20 protein-coding genes and 1 pseudogene are annotated in these 19,267 nt (G+C 75.4%); 10 read left to right on the top strand and 11 right to left on the bottom strand.

All coding sequences use genetic code 11. The features are described 5' to 3' along the window. The first annotated feature begins 134 nt into the window (after nt 1-134). Nucleotides 135-752 (top strand): DUF4232 domain-containing protein, encoded by a 618-nt coding sequence (locus ACIQBJ_RS01025; RefSeq protein WP_400701311.1) that lies wholly within the window; start codon nt 135-137, stop codon nt 750-752. Nucleotides 753-764: 12 nt separating this feature from the next. On the opposite strand, the gene ACIQBJ_RS01020 is transcribed toward ACIQBJ_RS01025, so the two are convergent. Then, nucleotides 765-1,241 (bottom strand): MarR family winged helix-turn-helix transcriptional regulator, encoded by a 477-nt coding sequence (locus ACIQBJ_RS01020; protein ID WP_400701308.1) that lies wholly within the window; start codon nt 1,239-1,241, stop codon nt 765-767. Nucleotides 1,242-1,315: 74 nt separating this feature from the next. Between ACIQBJ_RS01020 and ACIQBJ_RS01015 the strand changes: the two genes are divergently transcribed. Further along, nucleotides 1,316-2,140 carry an alpha/beta fold hydrolase gene (locus tag ACIQBJ_RS01015; protein ID WP_400701305.1) on the top strand — a complete coding sequence of 275 codons (825 nt, stop codon included), beginning with the start codon at nt 1,316-1,318 and terminating at the stop codon, nt 2,138-2,140. Between the two features lie 42 nt (nt 2,141-2,182). Here ACIQBJ_RS01015 and ACIQBJ_RS01010 read toward each other — a convergent pair. From ACIQBJ_RS01010 to ACIQBJ_RS00990, 5 genes and pseudogenes are all read right to left on the bottom strand, one after another. Then, nucleotides 2,183-3,345 (bottom strand): annotated as a pseudogene (locus tag ACIQBJ_RS01010) (serine hydrolase domain-containing protein). Nucleotides 3,346-3,392: 47 nt separating this feature from the next. Continuing rightward, a complete protein-coding gene (locus tag ACIQBJ_RS01005) occupies nt 3,393-4,556 on the bottom strand; it encodes a serine hydrolase domain-containing protein (RefSeq protein WP_400701302.1) in 1,164 nt (387 codons plus the stop codon). A 263-nt stretch (nt 4,557-4,819) separates the two neighbouring features. Continuing rightward, nucleotides 4,820-6,394 (bottom strand): S8 family peptidase, encoded by a 1,575-nt coding sequence (locus ACIQBJ_RS01000; RefSeq protein ID WP_400701299.1) that lies wholly within the window; start codon nt 6,392-6,394, stop codon nt 4,820-4,822. A gap of 137 nt (nt 6,395-6,531) precedes the next feature. Continuing rightward, nucleotides 6,532-7,410 carry a glycosyltransferase family 2 protein gene (locus ACIQBJ_RS00995; RefSeq protein WP_400701296.1) on the bottom strand — a complete coding sequence of 293 codons (879 nt, stop codon included), beginning with the start codon at nt 7,408-7,410 and terminating at the stop codon, nt 6,532-6,534. A gap of 110 nt (nt 7,411-7,520) precedes the next feature. Next, complete coding sequence (locus ACIQBJ_RS00990) at nt 7,521-8,123, bottom strand: TetR-like C-terminal domain-containing protein (RefSeq protein ID WP_400701293.1); 603 nt, start codon at nt 8,121-8,123, stop codon at nt 7,521-7,523. Between the two features lie 128 nt (nt 8,124-8,251). Between ACIQBJ_RS00990 and ACIQBJ_RS00985 the strand changes: the two genes are divergently transcribed. Together ACIQBJ_RS00985 and ACIQBJ_RS00980 are read left to right on the top strand one after the other, a co-directional pair. Continuing rightward, nucleotides 8,252-9,478 carry an FAD-dependent monooxygenase gene (locus ACIQBJ_RS00985; protein ID WP_400701290.1) on the top strand — a complete coding sequence of 409 codons (1,227 nt, stop codon included), beginning with the start codon at nt 8,252-8,254 and terminating at the stop codon, nt 9,476-9,478. Between the two features lie 346 nt (nt 9,479-9,824). Beyond that, nucleotides 9,825-10,667 carry a hypothetical protein gene (locus tag ACIQBJ_RS00980; RefSeq protein WP_400701287.1) on the top strand — a complete coding sequence of 281 codons (843 nt, stop codon included), beginning with the start codon at nt 9,825-9,827 and terminating at the stop codon, nt 10,665-10,667. Nucleotides 10,668-10,745: 78 nt separating this feature from the next. Here the strand turns inward: ACIQBJ_RS00980 and ACIQBJ_RS00975 are convergent, their stop codons facing one another. Both ACIQBJ_RS00975 and ACIQBJ_RS00970 read right to left on the bottom strand, forming a co-directional pair. Continuing rightward, nucleotides 10,746-11,717 (bottom strand): hypothetical protein, encoded by a 972-nt coding sequence (locus ACIQBJ_RS00975; RefSeq protein WP_400701284.1) that lies wholly within the window; start codon nt 11,715-11,717, stop codon nt 10,746-10,748. Nucleotides 11,718-11,899: 182 nt separating this feature from the next. After that, complete coding sequence (locus tag ACIQBJ_RS00970; RefSeq protein ID WP_400701281.1) at nt 11,900-12,232, bottom strand: hypothetical protein; 333 nt, start codon at nt 12,230-12,232, stop codon at nt 11,900-11,902. A 277-nt stretch (nt 12,233-12,509) separates the two neighbouring features. On the opposite strand from ACIQBJ_RS00970, the gene ACIQBJ_RS00965 reads away from it, so the two are divergent. The 3 genes from ACIQBJ_RS00965 (at nt 12,510) to ACIQBJ_RS00955 (ending at nt 15,601) form a co-directional block, all read left to right on the top strand. Beyond that, a complete protein-coding gene (locus ACIQBJ_RS00965) occupies nt 12,510-14,171 on the top strand; it encodes a SpoIIE family protein phosphatase (protein WP_400701278.1) in 1,662 nt (553 codons plus the stop codon). Between the two features lie 142 nt (nt 14,172-14,313). Further along, entirely contained in the window at nt 14,314-14,664 is a 351-nt protein-coding gene (locus ACIQBJ_RS00960; RefSeq protein WP_400701275.1) for a PRC-barrel domain-containing protein, read from the top strand. A 115-nt stretch (nt 14,665-14,779) separates the two neighbouring features. Then, the gene (locus tag ACIQBJ_RS00955; RefSeq protein WP_400701272.1) at nt 14,780-15,601 is read left to right on the top strand and encodes an arylamine N-acetyltransferase; all 822 of its coding nucleotides are present in this window, start codon (nt 14,780-14,782) and stop codon (nt 15,599-15,601) included. A 43-nt stretch (nt 15,602-15,644) separates the two neighbouring features. Here the strand turns inward: ACIQBJ_RS00955 and ACIQBJ_RS00950 are convergent, their stop codons facing one another. Continuing rightward, a complete protein-coding gene (locus ACIQBJ_RS00950) occupies nt 15,645-16,523 on the bottom strand; it encodes a DUF2382 domain-containing protein (RefSeq protein ID WP_400701269.1) in 879 nt (292 codons plus the stop codon). 415 nt (nt 16,524-16,938) lie between these two features. Between ACIQBJ_RS00950 and ACIQBJ_RS00945 the strand changes: the two genes are divergently transcribed. The 3 genes from ACIQBJ_RS00945 to ACIQBJ_RS00935 all read left to right on the top strand — a co-directional run bounded on the left by ACIQBJ_RS00945 (nt 16,939) and on the right by ACIQBJ_RS00935 (nt 18,396). Continuing rightward, on the top strand, nt 16,939-17,469 hold the full coding sequence (locus ACIQBJ_RS00945) for a hypothetical protein (RefSeq protein WP_400701266.1): 531 nt from the start codon (nt 16,939-16,941) through the stop codon (nt 17,467-17,469). Nucleotides 17,470-17,650: 181 nt separating this feature from the next. Next, nucleotides 17,651-18,142, top strand: coding sequence for a hypothetical protein (locus tag ACIQBJ_RS00940; protein ID WP_400701263.1), 492 nt, complete (start codon nt 17,651-17,653; stop codon nt 18,140-18,142). Nucleotides 18,143-18,198: 56 nt separating this feature from the next. Further along, nucleotides 18,199-18,396, top strand: coding sequence for a hypothetical protein (locus ACIQBJ_RS00935; RefSeq protein WP_400701260.1), 198 nt, complete (start codon nt 18,199-18,201; stop codon nt 18,394-18,396). Nucleotides 18,397-18,452: 56 nt separating this feature from the next. Here the strand turns inward: ACIQBJ_RS00935 and ACIQBJ_RS00930 are convergent, their stop codons facing one another. Continuing rightward, entirely contained in the window at nt 18,453-18,647 is a 195-nt protein-coding gene (locus ACIQBJ_RS00930; RefSeq protein WP_400701257.1) for a hypothetical protein, read from the bottom strand. A gap of 153 nt (nt 18,648-18,800) precedes the next feature. Then, nucleotides 18,801-19,034 (bottom strand): hypothetical protein, encoded by a 234-nt coding sequence (locus ACIQBJ_RS00925; protein ID WP_400701254.1) that lies wholly within the window; start codon nt 19,032-19,034, stop codon nt 18,801-18,803. Nucleotides 19,035-19,267 lie beyond the last annotated feature (233 nt).

Raw genomic sequence — 19,267 nt, 5'->3', positions numbered from 1 at the left:
GGCGGCCCGTGTCACAGCCCTGTCCGGGCCGCGGCCGGGACGGAACGGTTCGGCCGGGCGGGGCTGTCCTGCCGATCGGAAACCCGCTCGCCGCGGCGAGCACCCGGCCGCCCCGCCCCACCCGGAGGAACCCCATGCGCGTCCGCAAGCTCACCTTCGCCGTCCTGGCCGCCACCGCCGCCCTCACCCTGACGGCCTGTCAGGACGACGAGACCGGCACCGCCGCCCAGGGTGCCCCGGCCGCCGGGCAGAAGTCCGCCGCGCCGAGCACCGCCGCGACCTCCGCGGCCCCCGCGAAGGGCAGCACGCCGCCCGCCGCCGGCAGCGCCAAGGCCGGCGAGTGCCGCACCGCAGACCTGACCGTCACCGCCGCCGACCGCACCATCGGCGGCGACGCCGACCGCACCGTGGTGGTCGAGTTCAAGAACCACAGCGGCAAGGACTGCACCGTCTCCGGCTACGCGGGCGTCGACCTGAAGACCTCGGCGGGCACCGTCTCCGCGAAGCGCTCCGGCGAGCCGGTCGTCGCGGGCGTGCTGAAGAACGGCAAGTCCACCTACTTCGGCATCAGCTACCCCGCCAACACCTCCGGCGGCACCGGCCTCCGGATCACCGGCCTGGTGGTGACCCCGCCGGACGAGACCCGGTCCGTCACCCTGGCCTGGCCCGGCGCCGCCTCCCTCCCCGTCACCGAGGGCACCGACTCCCCGGTCAAGGTCGGCCCGATCGGCAGCGCGGGCCAGGGCGAGTAGCCCCGGGGCCGGTCAGTCGCGGGCGCGGGCGGCGGCCCCGGCCGTCGCGGCGGCCACGGCGGTCAGGAAGCGTCCGGCGACGGCGAGTTCGTCCGGGGTGAAGGCGTCCATGGCGGCCAGCAGCGCCGCGACGGCCGGGCCGAAGAACGACCGGCCGAGCTCGACGGCCCGCGGTTCGACGGTGAGCAGGACCCGTCGGCGGTCGGCGGTGTCGCGCTCGCGGCGGACCAGGCCGAGCCGCTCCAGCCGGTCGATCAGCGTGGTGGTGCCGGCCGAGTTGAGGCGCAGCCCGGCCCCGAGCCGCCCCGGGGTGGTCGGGCGTCCGGCCCGGGCGTCGTCCAGCAGGGCGATCAGGGCCCGCAGGTCGGTGGGGTGCAGCCCGTTCCGGGCCGCGAACTCCGCCGCGAGCAGGTCGAACTCCACGGTGGTGGCGCGCAGTTGATGGACCAGCGGGATGCGCGGGTCGTCCCAGTGCTGCCCGGCGCCCATTGACGTACCGTCCTCTCGCCCGCCTATTATCTCGTTCAGCGAGAGAATACCCGAAGCGCCCCCGAGGAGCCGGTGTGCCCGAGACCTTCGCCACCGCCTACGACACCCTGCTGGCCCGCTGGCCGGCCGGCACGACCGAACGCACCGTGCCCACCCCCTACGGACCCACCCGGGTGCACGCCTACGGCCCGCCCGACGGCCCGCCACTGCTCCTGCTGCCCGGCGGCGGCAGCACCGGCGCCGCCTGGTACGCCAACGCCCCCGCGCTCGGCACCCGCCACCGGGTGCACGCCGTCGACCTCCTCGGCGACGTCGGCCGCAGCACGCGCGCGGGCCGCCCGCTGCGCACCCCGCAGGACCTGACGGCCTGGCTGGACGCCGTCCTGGACGGCCTCGACCTGCCCGCCGCCGCCCTGTGCGGGCACTCCTACGGCGCCTGGATCGCCACCGCGTACGCGCTGCACGCCCCCCGGCGGGTCCGCCGCCTCGCCCTGCTCGACCCCACCCAGGTCTTCGGCGGCCACCGCCCCGGCTACCTGCTCCGGGTGCTGCCGATGCTGCTGCGCCCCACCGCCCGCCGGGTCGGCGACTACCTCCACTGGGAGAGCCCCGCCACCGACCCGGACCTCGCCCGCCTGTACGTCCTCGGCGCGACCCGGCCCGACCGCGACCGCCCCGTGGTGGGCCGCACCCTCGACCCGGCCCCGCTCACCATGCCCGTCCTGGCCCTGTTCGCCGGGAACAGCCGGGTCCACGACGCCACCCGGACGGCCGCCCGGGCCCGCCGCCTCCTCCCACAGGCCCGGATCGAAGTCCTGCCCGGCCTCGGCCACCACGAACTCCCCACCGCCGGAGCCCCGTCGGTGAACCCGCTCCTGCTCGACTTCCTCGACGCCTAGGACCTGCGGACTCCGCCGGTGGCGCGGTGCCCCCGGGCGGGGTCAGCCGCAGAGTGCCAGGTCGACGGCGTCGGTCAGGCGGGTGGCGGCGGCCGGGCCCGGGACGGTGGTGAGGGTGATGTTCGCGGCCCGGCCGTCCTCGGTGACCCCGCCCCGGGTGCGGTGGCCCGGGGCGGTGCCGCCGTGGCCCCAGACCAGGCCGCCGCAGCTCAGCGGCCGGCTCTGCAGGCCCAGGCCGTAGCGGACCCCGGGGCCGAGGAGTTCGGCCGGGACGGTGGTGCGCATCTGGGCGAGCTGCTCGGCGGGCAGCAGACGGCCCGTCAGGAGCGCGCCGTAGAAGGCGTTCAGGTCGGTGTTGGTGGACACCACCGCCCCTGCCGCCCAGGCCATCGAGGAGTCCATGGCGGTGTAGTCGACCCGGGGCCCGCCCGGCCGGTGTTCAGGTAGCCGTGCGGGTGGGGCTCGCGCAGCGCGGTCTCGCCGGTGGCGGGGACGTAGGTGTGGCGCAGGCCGATCCGGTCGATCACCCGCCGGGTGACCTCCTCGCCGTACGGGCGGCCGGTGACCTTCTGGACGATCAGCCCGGCCACCAGGTAGTTGGTGTTGCTGTACATCCAGCCGCTTCCGGGGGCGAACAGCGCCTTCTGGGCCAGTGCCCCGTCGAGGAGTTCGCGCGGCTCGAAGTACCGGTACTGGATGGTGGTGAAGTCGGCCAGTGCGGGGGCGTCCATGTAGTCGGGCAGGCCGCTGGTGTGCTGGAGCAGTTGACGGACCGTGATGGTCCGGCCGTCGATGCCGTCGCCGCGCAGCAGCCCGGGCAGGTAGGTGTCGACGGCGCTGTCCAGGCCGACCTTGCCCTCGGCGACCAGTTGGAGGACGACGACGGCGGTGAACGCCTTGGTGTTGCTGCCGGCCCGGATCTGGCCGTCGACCGGGACCTTCGCGCCGGTGGCCAGGTCGCCGACGCCGGCGGTGTAGGTGCGGGTGCGGCCGTCGCGGCCCTTGACGGTGGCCAGGGCGGCGGGCGCGCCGTCGTCCCGGACCAGCGCGTCGAGGCGCTGCTGCACGGCGTCCGGACGCGGCGCGGCGTGGGCCGGGGCCGGGGCGAAGGCGGTCAGGGCGAGGCCGGCGGCGGCCGCGGCCACCGTGGCGTGCCGCACGAGGCGGATGCGGTGCGCTCCGCGCGGCGGTGCGGTTGTGTTCATCGGGACTCCACTGCTGGGAAGCGGACGAAGGGGGCGGCGGTCGGGGATCAGCGGCAGAGCGCCTCGTCCGTCGCCCGGTCCAGGTGCTTCTCGGTCTCCTCGGTCGGGAGGACGGTGACGGTGATGTTCACGGAGCGGCCGTCCTCGGTGGTGCCGCCGCCGGTCCCGTAGCCGGGGATCGCCCCGCCGTGGCCCCAGGCGACGCCGCCGCAGGAGAGCGGGCGGGAGATCAGGCCGAGCCCGTAGCGGACCCCGGGGCCGAGGGCGTCGGCCGGGACGGTGGTGCGCATCTGGGCGAGCTGCTCGGCGGGCAGCAGGCGGCCGCCGAGCAGGGCGGAGTAGAACCGGGTGAGGTCCGTGTTGGTCGACACCATCGCGCCGGCCGCCCAGCCCCAGGACGGGTCCAGCTCGGTGTAGTCGCGCAGCGAGCCGTCCGCGGCGGGCTGGTAGCCCTTGGGGTGGGCCTCGTGGAGCTTCGTGTCCCCGGGGGCGGGGAAGGAGGTGTGGCGCAGGCCGATCCGGTCGACGACGCGCCGGGTGATCTCCTCGCCGAGCGGGCGGCCGGTGACCTTCTGGACGATCAGGCCCGCCACCAGGTAGTTGGTGTTGTTGTACTCCCAGCGGGTGCCGGGCGCGAAGTGCGCCTTCTGCGACAGCGCGGAGTCCAGGAGCTCGCGCGGCTCGTAGTAGCGCAGGGGGGAGTCGAGCACCATCCCGGTGTTCACGTACTCGGGCAGGCCGCTGGTGTGCTGGAGCAGTTGACGGACCGTGATGGTCCGGCCGTCGAAGCCGTCGCCGCGCACCAGCCCGGGCAGGTAGGTGTCGACGCTGCTGTCCAGGCCGACCTTGCCCTCGGCGACCAGCTGGAGGACGACGACGGCGGTGAACGCCTTGGTGTTGCTGCCGATCCGCACCTGCCCGTCGACCGGGACCTTCGCCCTGGTGGCCAGGTCGCCGACGCCGGCGGTGTAGGTGCGGGTGCGGCCGTCGCGGCCCTTGACGGTGGCCAGGGCGGCGGGTGCGCCGTCCTCCTTCACCAGCGCGTCGAGGCGCTGCTGCACGGCGTCCGGGCGCGGCGCGGCGGACGCCGCGGACGGGACCAGGGCACCGGCCGCCACGGCGGCGGCGACGGCGGCGACGGCCGCCGCCACCGCGCGCCGACGGGCGCGGGAACGGGTCGGGAGGTGCTGCTGCGGTGCGTGCTCGTTCACGGGGAACCCCTTCGGTCAGGGCGCCGGAACCCTTCCCGGCGCCCCTCCAGGGGATCATCCGACGGACCGTCAATCCGTCGGCGCGGAGGACGAGACCGCACCCGGGAACCTGCTCCGGGACGGGCCCGGGCCCGGGACCGTGCTCCCGGGCCCGGCCGTGCCGTCTGCCGTGCCGCCTGCCGTGCTGCCTGCCGTGCCGTCTGCCGTGCCGTCGACCGTGCCGCCGGGCGGCGGACCGGCCGACGGACCGCCCGGACCCGGGGTCAGAACTGCAGGGACCAGCGGTCCAGGTAGCCCTCGAAGTACTCGGAGCCGCCGGTCACCCGGAGCCGCCAGACGCCGTTCGCGGTCCGGGCCGAGGCGTCCACGCCGTAGATCCGGTGGACGTCGTTGAACGGGCCGGAGAAGGTGTCGTCCTTCAGCCGGTAGGCCGTGCCGTCGGGCGCGATCAGGTCGATCACCAGGTCGTACGGCCAGTCGTGGACGATGTCGACCGCGACGTCCAGGTTGGCGGGCCCGCGCCCGGGCACGCCGGTGACGGTGAGCGCGGAGAGCACCGGGGCCGCCTCGATCGGGACGTCCGTGTCGGTGCTGAAGCGGGGGCCGGGCGGCCGGTTCGGGAGGGCGCCGGTGTACAGCAGCCGGTCCGGGGTGCCCGGCTCCAGCCCGTTGACCGACCCGGAGGTGGCCGCCGCGGTCAGCGCGGCCGCGACCTGGGCGGGCGTCGCGGTCCGGTGGTCCGCCAGGTACAGCGCCGCCGCGCCCGCGACGTGCGGGGAGGCCATCGAGGTGCCCGACAGGACGGTGCTGTCCTCGTCGTAGGCGATGCCCGCCGAGAGGATGTCGCTGCCGGGGGCGTGCAGGTCCACCAGCGGACCGTAGTTGGAGTACCAGGCCACGCTGTCGTCGTCGTCGACGGCGCCCACCGTGATCGCGGTCGGCACCCGGGCGGGGGAGTGCTGCGAGGCGTCCACCGTCTGGTTGCCCGCCGCGACGGTGTACGTCAGGCCGGCGGCGATCGAGTTGCGCACGGCGGTGTCCAGCACCTCGTCGGGATCGCCGCCCAGGCTCAGGTTCACCACGGCCGGCCGGACCGCGTGGGCGGTCACCCAGTCGATGCCCGCGACGACCCCGTCGACGGTGCCGCTCCCGCCGTCGTCCAGCACCCGGACGGCCACCACCGAGGCCTGCTTGGCCACCCCGTACTCGGCGCCGACCGCCGTGGCGGCCACGTGGGTGCCGTGCCCGTCGCCGTCGTCGGCGACGCCGTCCCCGTCGATCACGTCGTAGCCGTAGGAGGCCCGGCCGCCGAAGTCCGCGTGGCTGATCCGGATGCCGCTGTCGACCACGTACACCGTCACGCCCTTGCCGCCGCCGGCCGGGTAGTCGAAGCGGTCGGTCAGCGGCGGGCGCCGCTGGTCGATCCGGTCCAGCCCCCAGGACGGCGGGCCCGACTGGCTGCCCTCCGCGGAGACCCGGTGGTTGCGGGAGACCAGGGCGACCGCCGGGTCCGCCGCGAGCCGCCGGGCCTGACGCTCCGACAGCTCCACCGAGAAGCCGCGCAGCGCGCTGTCGAAGGTCCGCCGCACGGTGCCGCCGTAGCGGGCGGTCAGCGAGGCGGCCGCGGGCGCGGCCGACGGCGCGGCCGGTCGGGCCGGGGCCACTTCCGGCGGGGCGAGGACCACCAGGTAGCTCCCCGCGACCACCCCCGGCCCGGCCGCCCCCCGGATCACTCCCTCCGGGGCGCTCGCCGCGGCCGGCAGCGCCCCCGTCGCCCCGAGCAGCAGCGCGAGCACCCCCGCGGCCACCCCCCGGAACGCCTGTCGTCGTGCAGTCATCGCCCTCCCCCTCCTTCGCCCCCCGGCGAAAAGCAACTCGCTTGCGGTAAAAGGAGATTGACGTACCGTCAAAGAGTTGGCAAGGAGCGGAACGCGCCATCGGGACGGGCCGCCCCGACGCCCGGTGGCCCGGCGGTTCAGAGCACCGGCGGCCGCCCGAGCCGGGCCATCCGGTACACCGTGCTCCAGCGCATCGGCCGACGCGGCGGGCACGGCGTGCGGACGCCCTCGAAGAAGCCGCCCCACCACGCCTTCAGGCCGGCCAGCGGCGGGCGGCGCAGCAGGGTGAACCCGATCCAGACGCCCAGGTGGACCGGCACCAGGACGGCCGGGAGGCGGCGCTTGACCAGCCAGACCCGGTTGCGGGCGGTCATCCGGTAGGAGGAGGCGTGCCGGGCCGGGTCGGTGCGCGGGTGCTGCAGCAGCAGGTCCGCCCGGTAGTCGATCCGCCAGCCCGCGTCCAGGGCCCGCCAGGCGAAGTCGGTCTCCTCGTGCGCGTAGAAGAACTCGGCCGGGAACAGCCCGACTTCGTCGACCACGGACATCCGGATCGCGTGGCCGCCACCGAGGAAGGCCGTCACCGGGCCGGACCGCAGCGGGTCCGAGCTGCCGATCCGCGGCACGTGCCGGCGCTGGGTGAACCCGGTCTCGTCGGCGATCCGGAACGAGGCGATCCCCAGCCCCGGGTCCTGCTCGAACGCCTCCCGGACCAGCCGGAAGGTGTCCGTGCGTGGCAGCAGCCCGTCGTCGTCCAGCACCACCAGCACGTCCGCGCCGCCGAGTTCGCGCAGCCGCTCCACCCCGACGTTCCGCCCGCCCGGGATGCCCAGGTTCTCCGGCAGCTCCACCGCGTCCACCCAGTCCGGCAGTTCCGGCAGCCCCGCTCCCTGTCCGACCACCACCGTCCGCACCCCGGCCCCGGAGTCCTCCTGCGCCCGCACCGACTCCAGCAGCGCCCCCAGCTCCACCGGCCGGGTGCCCATCGTCAGCACCACCACGCCCAACGTGACACCCATCCCGACCGCCCCGCCTCTCCCGCCTGCCCGAAACGCCGTCCGCCCCCGCCCCGAGGGGCCGGGGGCGGCCCCACCCTCCCACACTCCGGGGGTGCCGCTCCGACGGGCCGTCAGCCCTCCCGGGGCTCCGGCCGGTTCCGGTCGGCCTGTTCGCGGGCGGTGCGGATCGCCATCACGTTGTCGACCAGGCGGGCGGCCTCGGTGGCGGGGTCCATCGGGAAGGCGAGCAGGGCGCGGACGTAGGCCGGGGCGAGGACCAGTTCGAAGACGTCGGTCCAGTCGAGGACGGTGGTGCCGCTGGCCTCCAGGGTGGCCCGGATCTGCTGGATGCGGGGCTCGGCGAAGTCGAGGCCGTTCCCGGCCTGGCCGCCGGCCCGGAGCATCGCGCGGAAGAAGGCCAGGTGGCCGGGGTCGCGCAGGTCGGTGAGCAGGCGGCCGGTCCAGTCGAGCAGGTCGGCCCGCAGGTCGCCGGTGGCGGGCAGCGGGGAGCGCCGTTCCAGCTCCGCCACGACGGTGTCGATGATCAGGCCGTCGGCGGTCCGCCAGCGGCGGTAGACGGTGGCCACGTGCACGCCGGAGCGCGCCGCGACCTCCGCGATCTCCACCGTGCCGTCGGCGGATTCGGCCAGCAGTTCGCGGGTGGCCGCGTGCACGGCCTCTCTGGTGCGGGCGGTCCGGCCGCCGGGTCGGGACGTTCCCGTGGTCTGTGTCACCGCGCCAGCCTACCGCCCACTAACGCGAACCTGTTGCGTTAGTGGCACTCGGCATGCCAGTCTTAATGCGAAAGATTCGCGTCAAGCGGATCGCAGGGCGCAGATCGCAGGGAAATCGGGAGGGCGTCATGGCACGTGTACTGGTAGTGGGCGGCGGGATCGCGGGGGACACCCTCGCGCTGATGCTGGGGCGGGCCGGCTGGACGGTCACCGTCGCCGAGATCGCCCCGGCCCCGCGGACCGGCGGACAGACCGTCGACCTGCGCGGCGACTGCCGCGCCGTCCTGGACGGACTCGGCCTGCTCCCGGCCGCGCTGGAGTGCCTGGTGCCGCAGGCCGGCGCCGCCTGGATCGACGCGGACGGGCGGCGGCTGGCCGAGATGCCGGTCACCGCCTTCGACGGGGGCGGCCTGGTCTCCAGCGAGGAACTGCTCCGCACCGACCTGGCCCGGATCATCCACGCGGCGGCCAGCCCCCACGTCACGCACCGCTTCGGCGAGACCGTCGACGCCCTGACCGACACCCCGGACGGCGTGCGCGCCCGGTTCCGCAGCGGCGCCGAGGAGGAGTTCGACCTGGTGGTCGGCGCCGACGGCGCGCACTCCCGGGTCCGCGCGCTGCGCTTCGGCCCCGAGGAGCAGCACCGCAAGCCGCTCGGACTGGCCCACGCCTGGTTCACCCTCCCCGAAGGGCCCGGGACGCCCCCGCTCGACGGCTGGTTCCTGATCCACAACGCGCCCGGCCGCCGCAGCGTGGAAGCCCGCCCCGGCCGGGCCGGCCAGCAGGAGATCGGCCTCACCTTCGCCGCCGACACGCTGCCCCCCCGGCAGGACCGCGAGGCCCGGTTCGCCCTGCTGGAACGCACCTTCGCCGACGCCGGCTGGCGCGCCGCCGAATTCCTGGCCGCCGCCCGGCAGGCCGAGGACTTCGCCCTCGACACCTTCGACCAGATCCTGATGCCGAGCTGGCACGACGGCCGGGTCGTCCTGCTCGGCGACAGCGCCTGGTGCGCGAGCCCGCTCAGCGGCCTCGGCACCGCCCTCGCCCTGCGCGGCGCCGCCGAACTCGCCACCGCCCTCGACGCGTCCGGCGCCCTCGCCGACCCCGCCCGCCTGCCCGCCGCGCTCGCCGCCTTCGAACGGGCCATGCGCCCCCGCGCCGCCTCCGCCCAGCAACTGCCCCCCGGCCGGGTCGCCTCCGTCGCCCCCAACACCGCCCTCGGCATCCGGATCAACGCCCTCGCCATGCGGGCCCTCCAGTCCCGCCCGCTGCGCCCGCTGGTCCGCCGCGCGATGGCGGGCACCGAGCACGGCCGCACCGCGTCCGCTGCGCCCGGTGCGCGCGCGGCGGCCTGACTGAGCGTCGGGCGGCCGGGTTCCCCGCTCGAACTGGCGGCCTTCTAGTCCGAGTCGACGGGCCGCCCGGTCATGGAAGGCAGCCACGAGGACTGGGCCGGCATCAGCACGGGCGAGGTCGACCTGGCCTTCCCACGGGTGGCGGACCACCGACCCGGCCGGACACCCCTTCTGCCTCTGCCGCCACGAAGGCGTCACCTGGACCGACAACACCCCGCACTGGCCCTGACCCCCTCCTGCTCCCCCGGCCGGCGCCGGAGACTGGGCGGTTCGATTCCGGGCAGACGGATGATGGGGGAGCAGTCCGTGCCGGGAGCCCGTCGGACGGGCGGAGACGGAGGAGGACATGGTGCCGATCGGTGAGCCGGCGCAGCCGGAGCGGGCCGGTGGTGACGAGGGGACCGCCGCCGAGCTGGCCCGGATCGCGGCGGAGGTGGAGTCCCAGGAGAACGGCGAGGAACTGGGGCTCGGTCGGGTGCGGCGGACAGGGGCGCTGGCACGTCGGCTGGGCGACAGCCTGGGGCGGGGCGGGCGCCGGCTGGGGGCCGGGTCGCGGGTCGGGCTGAAGACGCTGACGGAGCGGCTGATGGAGGCGGCGCCGCGGATTCCGGTGCGGGACCTGGCGACGCTGCGGGCGCAGCACCCGGGGGCCCGGACCCCGGAGGAGCTGGCGGAGCTGATCACGGCCGGATCGGTGAAGGCGTCGACGGCGGTGGGGGCGAGCGCCGGGGCGGTGGCGATGATGCCGGTGCCGCTGGCGATGCCGGTGGAGCTGGCGTCCGAACTGCTCGCCTCGGCCGCGATCGAGGTGAAGCTGATCGCCGAACTGTACGCCGTCCACGGACAGGTGCCGCCGGGATCGGCCCGGCAGCGCTCGTACGCGTACCTGGCGGCGTGGAGCGAAGGGCGCGGGCTGGACCTGACCCGCCCCGGGGCGCTGCTGGCGCTGAACCGGAGCGCGGCGCTGCGGCGGCAGGTGGGCAAGCGGCTGACGCGGTCGGGGGTGCGCAGGCTCCCGACGCTCGCCCCGCTGCTGGCCGGTGCGGTGATCGGGGCGCGGATCAACCGGGCCGACACCCTCCGCCTGGCCACGACCGTCCGCCGGGACCTGCGCGAACGCGGCCCCGCCGACCCCGGCTACTGGGACGCCGCCGCGCCGGGGCCGAAGCCCGGGGGCTCCGGGGACTGAGCCGGGACCGCTCCGGCGGGGGAGGCCGTCCGGCCGGACGCGCCGCAGGGCCCGGGCGCGTGCCGGGCCGCCCCGGGTTCACCGGCGGTTGGTCAGGACCAGGGTCAGGCCGACGGCGCCCAGGGTGATCAGGGCGACGCCGCTGATCAGCAGGGAGAGCGGGGGACGGCCGGCCTCGGCGGGCGTCGACAGCCGGGCGGCCGCCCCCGCCGGGGAGAGGGTCACCGTCGGCACGGGGGAGTCGCTCGGCACGGGCGCGGGGCCGACGGCGACACCGAGCGCCTCCGTGTGCGGGACGGGAGCGGAGCCGGGGACGGTGTCCCCCGGACCGGTCGCGGCCGCGGCCGCGGTCGCGGAGGGAACACCGGGACCGGCCGCCGGTGCGAGCGGGAGGACGAGGTGCGGCGCGTCCCGGAAGCCGTCCCCCGCGGCGGACCTGACGCCCAGTCGGACGTCCAGCTCCCCGACGCCGGGCCCCGGCGCGGGCACGGAGAGCCGGAAGGCGTACCGGGCGGTGCCGCCGGGGGCGAGGTCGGCGGTGGGCGCGGCCGGGCCGCCGAGCAGCGCGCCGTCGCAGTCCGCCGCCAGCGGCACCCGCTCCCAGCCCGCCGGGGTCCGCACCTGGAACAGCACTTCCTCGGCGCGCAGCGCGCGGCGCGGGTCGCGGGAGCCGTCGTCGCCGTGGGCACCGTCGCCGCGGACGCCGTCGCCGCGGACGGCGGCCAGCGGGACGACGCCGGTGAACGCGCCGGTCCCCGTGTTGGCGATCTCGGCGGTGAACCCGACCGGGTCGCCGCCCGCGACCAGCGTTCCCGGCGTGGGCGGCAGCAGTCGCAGCACCGCCCCGGCCGCCAGGTCGGCCGTGGGCACCGGCCCGGACGGGGCGGCGGACCCCGACGGGACGGCCGACGCGGACGGGGCGGTCGGCGGGGCGGCGAGCGGCTCCCCGCCCGCGCAGGCCAGGGCGGGAGCGGCACCGATGCCGAGGACGGTGGCGCTGCCCAGGACGGCACCGGCGCCGAGAACGGTCAGACGGGTACGGACGGACACGGGAATACCCCCAGGGACGGAAGCGGCGGGGAGCGCGCGCGGCACGCGCGCTCCCCGTCTCCCCGCTTCCACCCGGACGATGCCGCCCCGGGCCGGACCGGTTCGATTCCCTCGGACACCCGGGCGGCCCGAACCGGCCCGGCCCGGTCACCCCGGCCCGGTCACCGGGCGGCGGACGCCGCTCAGGCCGGCGGGTCCGGGCGGTAGCCGAGGACCCAGCCGAGGGCCTGCGCGACGCCGTGGGCCTCGCGGCGCTGCCGCGGGGGGCGCTGCGGGTCGTGGCGGACGGCGAGGGCGGTGCGTTCCTGGGTCATCAGGCGCAGCAGGGCGTCCACCGGGGTCGGCTCCATCGGCAGGGGCGGTTCCTGCCCGGGGTCGAGCGCCCAGCGCAGGGCGGTGCGGGCGCCGTGGACGCGCGGCTTGTCCCGGCGTTCCCGCAGTCCGTGCAGGACCTCCCGGACCTCCGCGACCGTGCGGATTCCGGCACCGTGCTTCGGGAGGGTACCGATGCTCATCCCCCCACCGTAGGGAATCCACCCCCGCCACGTCCCGGTTTCCGGCCACCGGGCGGCCGGAAACCACTGCCGGGAGCGACACCGGGGCCGACACGGGGACGTTCGGACGGGGGACGGCACGTTCGGGCGGGGACGGGCCCGGCCGCTCCGTGCCGCGGTGCGCCGTCCCGTAAGGTCGTGCGCGGGTCCGGCGGCAGGCGCCCCTTCCGGTGCGGTGGCGGCCGGACCGTCCGGCCCACCTGGAAGAGGTCCCGTGCGAGAACCCGTACGAGAACCCGTGCGAGAACACGACGCCCCGCCGACCGCCCCGGCCGTCGGCGAACTCGGCGGCTACCTGGTCGACGGCGGCGGCCGGATCGTCGCCGTCAACGACCGGGGCCTCGAACTGCTCGGACTGGCCGGGGAGTCGGTGCTCGGGCAGGACCAGCACGAACTGCTGCACCGTCAGGCCGACGGCACCACCGGACCGCGGGCGCTCTGCCCGCTGATGGAAGCGCTCCTGGCCCGGACCGCGTGCAGCGGCGCGGACGTGCACTTCCGGTGCGGCGACGGCCGACTGCTGCCGGTGTGCTGGACGGCGACGCCCTGGCCGCTCGACGGGGAGGACGGCATGCTGGTCCTCTTCCACACCGGCCCCGCCGCCCCCGAGCCCGCCGCCGCCCGGAACCGGCTCACCCAGCTGGAGCGGCTCGCCCTGCTCGCCGAGACCACCACCTCGCTCACCTCCACCCTGGCCGAGCAGGAGATGATCGACCGGCTCGCCCGCCTGGTGCTGCCCCGCGTCGCCGACTGGATGGTCGTCGACCTGATCGCCGACGGCGGCGACATCCGGCGCGCCCGGGTCTTCACGCACCGGGCCGGCGGCCTCGTCCGCCACCCCGAGCTGGAGGGGCCGATCCCCGCCGTCACCGCGCAGTCCCCGCGGCCGCTGTCCCGGGCGCTGCGCGGCAGCGCCGCCTCCCTGGTCGGGCCGGAGGACTACGAGGGCGAACCCGACTCCGGCATCGCCGTCGTCCAGCACGACCTGTTCGCCGCCACCGGCATGCACTCGGCGGCCGTCGCCCCCGTCCGCGGCACCCGCGAGATCCTCGGCGCGCTCACCCTCGGCCGGGCCGGCAGCCCGCTGCCGTTCACCACCCGCGACCTGTCGCTGCTGGAGGACATCACCCGCCGGGCCGGTCTGGCGATCTCCAACTCCCGCCTCTACCAGCGCCAGCGCCGGATCGCCGAGACCATGCAGCGCCACCTGCTGCCCCGGCTGCCCGACGTCCCCGGCATCACCCTGTACGCCTCCTACCTGCCCGCGCCCGACGCCTCCCAGGTCGGCGGCGACTGGTACGACGCCTTCGCCCTCCCGGACGGGGCGACCGCCCTGGTCGTCGGCGACGTCGCCGGGCACGACCTGGAGGCCGCCGCCCGGATGGCGCAACTGCGCAACATGCTGCGCGCCCTCGCCTGGTCGGAGCCCCACCCGCCCACCGTGGTCGGCCAGTTGGACCTGATCACCCGGGCCGGCGACCTGGCCACCGCGACCCTCGTCCTCGGCCGCCTCACCCGCGACCCCGCCGCCGGCTGGACCTGGGAGTGGACCAACGCCGGCCACCCGCCACCGCTGCTGATCACCGCCGACGGCCGCGCCGACCACCTGCGCACCACCCGCAGCGTCCTGCTCGGCACCGGCGCGCAGATCGACCGCGGCGTCGCCACCGTCCGCCTGCCGCCCGGCTCCACGCTGCTGCTCTACACCGACGGGCTGGTCGAGTCCCGGGCCGAGGGCGTCGAACCCGGCCTCGCCCGGCTCCGCCGGCACGCCGCCGCGCTCGCCCACCACCGCCTCGACGACCTCTGCCGGCGCCTGCTGGAGGAGGTCCGCCCGCCGGACAACGACGACGACGTGGCCCTGCTGGCCCTCCGCGTCCCGGCCGGGGGCGGGCGCTGACGACGGGCGCCGACGGGCCGCAACGGGCCGCAACGGGCACCGACGGGCGGTGCGGGCGGAAACCCGCAGGCATGCCGGGCCGGGACCGGGGCAGCCGAAGCCCTGCACGACGACCGACGTCACCGAACCGGAGGAGAACGACATGACCGGCGGAATGTGGGGCTACGAGGGCGCCGAGGGCTACACCGCGGGCGCCGACCTGACGGGCTACCGGGTGGAGGCCGCCGACGGCCACATCGGCAAGGTCGACCGGCACAACCAGGAGACCGACGCCTCCTACCTGGTGGTCGACACCGGCCCGTGGATCTTCGGCCGCGAGGTCCTGCTCCCGGCGGGCACCGTCAACCGGGTCGACCACGAGGAGCGGACCGTCCACGTGAACCGCACCAAGGACGAGGTGAAGAACTCCCCGGAGTACGACAAGGACCGGCACTACGACGACCCGGCCTACCGGGACCAGTTCGGCGGCTACTACAGCGGCGGCGCGCTCTGAGCCGTCCCCCGCGGGAAGTTCCGGGGCGTCAGGAGGCTTGTGCACGGGGAGAGTTGCCGCCCGCGCACAGGCCTCCTGGCCGTGCCGCCCGAAAGCCGCCCCGAAAGAGGACCTGATGACCGTCGACCTCGACAAGTACTTCGCCCGCATCGGCTGGGCCGGCGACCCGGCGCCCACCCTCGACACGCTCCGGGCACTGCACCACGCGCACGTGCTGGCGATCCCGTTCGAGAACCTGGACGTGGTGGCGGGCGGCGTCCCGTCGCTGGAACTCGGGGAGCTGGAGGCGAAACTGGTCGGATCGGCCCGGGGCGGCTACTGCTTCGAGCAGAACAGCCTGCTCGCCGCCGTCCTGGAGGAACTGGGCTACGGGGTGACCCGGCTCACCGGCCGGGTCCGGGCCGGCGCCCGCCCGGGGGAGGAGCGGCCGCGCACCCACATGGTGCTGGCCGTGGAGGTGCCGGGCACCGAGGGACGGCAGCTCGCGGACGTCGGGTTCGGCGGCCCCGGCGCGCTCCTGGAGCCGCTGCCGATGATCCCCGGCCGGGAACGCGCCGCGGGCGGCCGCCGGCACCGCCTGCTGCTGGAGGACGCCGACGGGCCCGCCCCGGTCCACGTGCTGCAGGCCCACCGGGACGGCGACTGGGCCGACCAGAGCTCCTTCACCCTGGACCGGACCCCGGCCGTCGACCTGCGGATCGGCAACTGGTACACCGCCACCCACCCGCGCTCGCCCTTCCACCGCCTCTACGTCCAGCGCCCCCTCCCCACCGGCGACCACCTGGCCCTGGACGGCTCCACCTTCACCCGCACCACCCCCGACGGCACCCGCACCCGCCGCCACCTCACCCACCCCGACGCCCTCCTGGAACTCCTGGAGACCGAGTTCGGCATCACCCCGCCCCCGGGCTTCCGCCCGGCGATCGACCGCCCCTGACCCCCGCCCCGCCGATGCGGCGGGACGGGGGGTCCACCGGCGGTCAACTCCGGTCGTCCCGGTCGGTGTCGGGCAGTTCGGCCTCGATGCGCTCCTTGCGCACCTCGCCGGTGACGGTCCGCTCCTCGACCTGCTCGTCCGTCACCAGACGGACCCGCTCCACCGGAACGGCCTCGGTGCTGACCACCGGCCGCTCGTCGTGCAGCACCACCTCGTGCTCGGCCTCCGAGATCGGCTCGCCGGACACCGCCCGCCCCGCCTCGGCCTCCGTGATCGGCTCCCGCTCGACCCGCACCTCCTCGTGCCGGACCGGGACGGTCTGCTGCACCTCCTCGGTCACCACGTACTTGCGCAGCCGGGCGTGCCCGCTCTCGTAGCGCTCCACACCGACGTGCATCCGCTCCTCGGAGCGGACCATCGCGTCCTCGTCGGCGGTGCCCGCCGCGCCGGTGCCGGTCGTGCCCGTCATGCCGGCGGTGTCTGCGGTGCCGGCCGCGCCCGCCGTGCCCGCGAGGCCCGCGGTGCCCGCGGCGAGGCCGGTGCCGCCGTCGGAGTGGGCCCAGCCGCCCTCGCCGGGCCGGTTGGCGGCCTGCCAGGCGTCGTCCCAGGCGATGCCGTAGTACTCGTACAGCCGGTGCTCCTCCTGCGCGGAGAGGTGCCCGCCGCTGTCGACGTCGACGTTCGGCGCGTCCTTGACCTTGCCCTTCGCGAACGGCACCTCCAGGTGCCCGTCGACCACGTGGGCATCGGCGATCGGGACGAAGGACTCGCTCGACCCGAACCACCCGGTCTTCAGGCTGACCCACTCGGGCCGCCCGGTGGCGTCGTCGAGGTAGAGGTGGTCGACCTTCCCGATCTTCTCCCCCTGCGCGTCGTGGACGGGCTGGTTCAGCACGGAACGGATCTGCTGTTCGGTGATCATGTTTCACGCCTCCTTCACATCCGGACACCGCGCGGCTAGCCGAACACCAGGAGGCTCAAACGCGTCCACGCCGACTTTCCCCCACCTTGACGGCGCTCAGTCGGACGAGATCCCGCCCCACGGACGCGAACCAGTCCTCCCAGCTCGCCGGGCGGCCCGCCCCGCCGGGCTGCCCGAAGGACGGCCGAGGTCACTGAGTGCCGCTGTCTGAAGTCGCGGCCGCAGTGATCGGGATCAGGAATCGAGCAGGGCTCGGGCGCAAGATCTCGGGCCGGCGGAACGGAGAGGTGTGAACGAGTCGACCGTGAGTGCTCGAAGGACGCGGCATTGACAACGGTCGTCCCGCCGGACAGGCTCGAGGGACGGGGAATGACGACGCGTCACGGCCGGTCTTGGCACTGTCTTGGGGGGCGCCATGGGCAAGTGGGCCTGGGTGCAGTTCGAAGAACCGTGGAGGCACGAAGACCTGGGAGGGCGCACAGTGGCGGCCTGCTCGCAGTACGGCTACTCCTTCATGGGGATGATGCAGCCGTACCGCACTTTCGACACCGCCGGCCGGGCGGGCGGCGATCTGCGCCTTTGGTTGCAGGGAAAGGACAGCGGCCAAGCGGTGGGCTACGGGGCTCTCGCAGCGCTGTTGACCGGCGACGTCACCGGCGGCGAGTTTCTGCTGTGGGACATGAAGCCGCCCCGTGCATGGCTGGTGTTCCAGGTGCCCGACGGTGTGGACCCGGCCGAAGCCGCGCTCGTGGTGCACCAGCAGTGGAAGCCGCAGGCCTATGAGGCATTCGTCCGGTCGTCTTTCGACTCTCATGGGAATTTTGTCGAGGTTCGTAAATCCGGTGTATGGGCCCCTCGCAGGGACAGTACCGTCACGCCTCCGGCCGGAGGGTGCGCAGCTGCCCTGATGCTCGTCATCTGTGCCATCGTGCTTCTGCTCTTCTGAGCAGCGCCCGTGCCGTTGTTTCGTCGAGAACGGCCGCCCGCCCGTCCCGGCCGGGTCCGAGGTGCTGACAGCCCGGGAGTTCATGCGTGAGCACGTCGCCGGGGGAACCGAATACCTTCGACGCGGCGGGAGGGGGAAGGGGGGTTTGCCGTCCGTTCCGGGGCTGCTGAATGATCGGCCCATGCATGGAGGCCAAGGCACCTTCGACGAGGTCCCGCTGGGAACGCTCTTCCCTCAACTCTCTTCTGCCGGAATCGAATCGCTTCAGCGTTCCGCTCGCGGTGTCGCCGCGGCCCGGTCCGAGGCCGCCGAGGCGTGGGACTGGTTCCCGCAGCACGCGGCCTTCACCGGCCCGGAGTGCCGGGCGCACATGATCCTGCTCCTGTGCGACATTCGGCCGTCGGCTCCCGGCGACTGGCTGGAGTTCCAGCTCCAGGTGGGCTGGACGGATCAAGGTCGGCACGAGGTGGCCGCCTCGGTCAACGTGAGCTGTTGGTGCGAGAACGACCACGGCACCCACGACGTCGACGTCCTCACCTTCGCCGTCGGTGACGAGATCTCGCTGCCCCGGGCCTTCGCGGCATGCGCCGAGCGCATGACGGGGTGGCTGGCAGACCCGCGCGACGCGGACTTCTGGCGAGCCCGTGGGGATCTGCCGGCTCGCTGGTCGTAGGCCCTCGCTCGACCCGCCGGAATCGTCCCGCGAGCAGCAGGGGACGTCCTCGCCCGGTGCGCCCGATCTCGGCGCTGCCCCGGCCGGGGACGGACATCGCGCCGATGCAGTTGCCGGTGCGCTCGGCAGTGACGGTCCCGGAGGCGATGCCGCCCGTGTTCTCGATCCTGAAGACGGTCCTGGTCGCCATCGCCGTCCTTCTCCTGCGCGGAGGCCGCCGGGCCCGCAGCGGCGATTCCGGCAGGGAATCATGATCGCGTGCAAAGCACTCTTGTGGGTCCTGCCCCCGGGAGCAGCCGTCGGCCGTCGGTCACTGGATGCTCCAGCGGTGCGGGTGGTCGTGGTCGGCGGGGCAGGTGGAGAGGTTGAGTTCGCCGTGGCGGCCCACCACGACCTCGGTGGGGGCGGCGTCCAGGTGGGTGGGGAGGCGCTGGTCCTCGACGGGTTTCCAGCTGCCGCTGCCGCCGTCCCACTCCGAGCTGTCGACGGTCAGGAGCAGGCGCATCGGTGTTCCGCAGGCGTGGCAGTCCACGGGGGACGGGTCGGTGCTGTGCCGGGAGGCGAAGCCGCCGACCCGCCAGCCCGGCGGGATGGACAGGTCGTACTGGTGGCCGACCGGCGCGTCCGCCTTCTCGTCCTCGTCCTCCAGGGCTTCCTCTCAGGCGTCGATCCGGGTGCGGAGGTCCTCGGGCAGGAGGCCGACGAAGGGGTGGGCGGCCACCTGTTCGGGGTGCAGGACGCAGGGCTGGGGGACGAAGCCGTCGTACCCGACGACGGGTGGTTGCGGGGGTGCCGCCAGGACCTCGCCGACCTCGTGGGAGCGTCGCCGGCGCAGGTGCAGTTCCAGGTCGTGGCGGCCCGGCCCGTGGGCGTCGAAGGGGCACCAGAACACCTGGGGAGCAGGTCGCAGCCGTCCGGGCCCGGGCGGCGGCCAGGACACGCCGGTAGCGGTGGATGTCGGCCGGACGCCGCCCCCGCCCACGGCCTTGTGCCTCGCCGCACACCGGCCACGGCTCGTCGGCCGGCCACCGCATCGGGCCGCCCACCGAGCTGTCCGACACCTCGGGGCGGCCCGGCCGCGGATGCAGGCGGGTCGTCGTGCCGCGGTGGGCGGCCAGCTCCGGG

It is taken from the genome of Kitasatospora sp. NPDC088391 (genome assembly GCF_044753345.1).
Lineage (GTDB): Bacteria > Actinomycetota > Actinomycetes > Streptomycetales > Streptomycetaceae > Kitasatospora.
This window is presented reverse-complemented; position numbering and strand designations above follow the sequence as displayed.

Coding starts and splice junctions, on each gene's coding strand:
- ACIQBJ_RS01025 (WP_400701311.1), top strand. CDS start 135: ATGCGCGTCCGCAAGCTCACCTTCGCCGTCCTGGCCGCCACCGCCGCC.
- ACIQBJ_RS01020 (WP_400701308.1), bottom strand. CDS start 1,241: ATGGGCGCCGGGCAGCACTGGGACGACCCGCGCATCCCGCTGGTCCAT.
- ACIQBJ_RS01000 (WP_400701299.1), bottom strand. CDS start 6,394: ATGACTGCACGACGACAGGCGTTCCGGGGGGTGGCCGCGGGGGTGCTC.
- ACIQBJ_RS00995 (WP_400701296.1), bottom strand. CDS start 7,410: ATGGGTGTCACGTTGGGCGTGGTGGTGCTGACGATGGGCACCCGGCCG.
- ACIQBJ_RS00985 (WP_400701290.1), top strand. CDS start 8,252: ATGGCACGTGTACTGGTAGTGGGCGGCGGGATCGCGGGGGACACCCTC.
- ACIQBJ_RS00980 (WP_400701287.1), top strand. CDS start 9,825: ATGGTGCCGATCGGTGAGCCGGCGCAGCCGGAGCGGGCCGGTGGTGAC.
- ACIQBJ_RS00970 (WP_400701281.1), bottom strand. CDS start 12,232: ATGAGCATCGGTACCCTCCCGAAGCACGGTGCCGGAATCCGCACGGTC.
- ACIQBJ_RS00960 (WP_400701275.1), top strand. CDS start 14,314: ATGACCGGCGGAATGTGGGGCTACGAGGGCGCCGAGGGCTACACCGCG.
- ACIQBJ_RS00955 (WP_400701272.1), top strand. CDS start 14,780: ATGACCGTCGACCTCGACAAGTACTTCGCCCGCATCGGCTGGGCCGGC.
- ACIQBJ_RS00950 (WP_400701269.1), bottom strand. CDS start 16,523: ATGATCACCGAACAGCAGATCCGTTCCGTGCTGAACCAGCCCGTCCAC.
- ACIQBJ_RS00945 (WP_400701266.1), top strand. CDS start 16,939: ATGGGCAAGTGGGCCTGGGTGCAGTTCGAAGAACCGTGGAGGCACGAA.
- ACIQBJ_RS00940 (WP_400701263.1), top strand. CDS start 17,651: ATGCATGGAGGCCAAGGCACCTTCGACGAGGTCCCGCTGGGAACGCTC.
- ACIQBJ_RS00930 (WP_400701257.1), bottom strand. CDS start 18,647: ATGCGCCTGCTCCTGACCGTCGACAGCTCGGAGTGGGACGGCGGCAGC.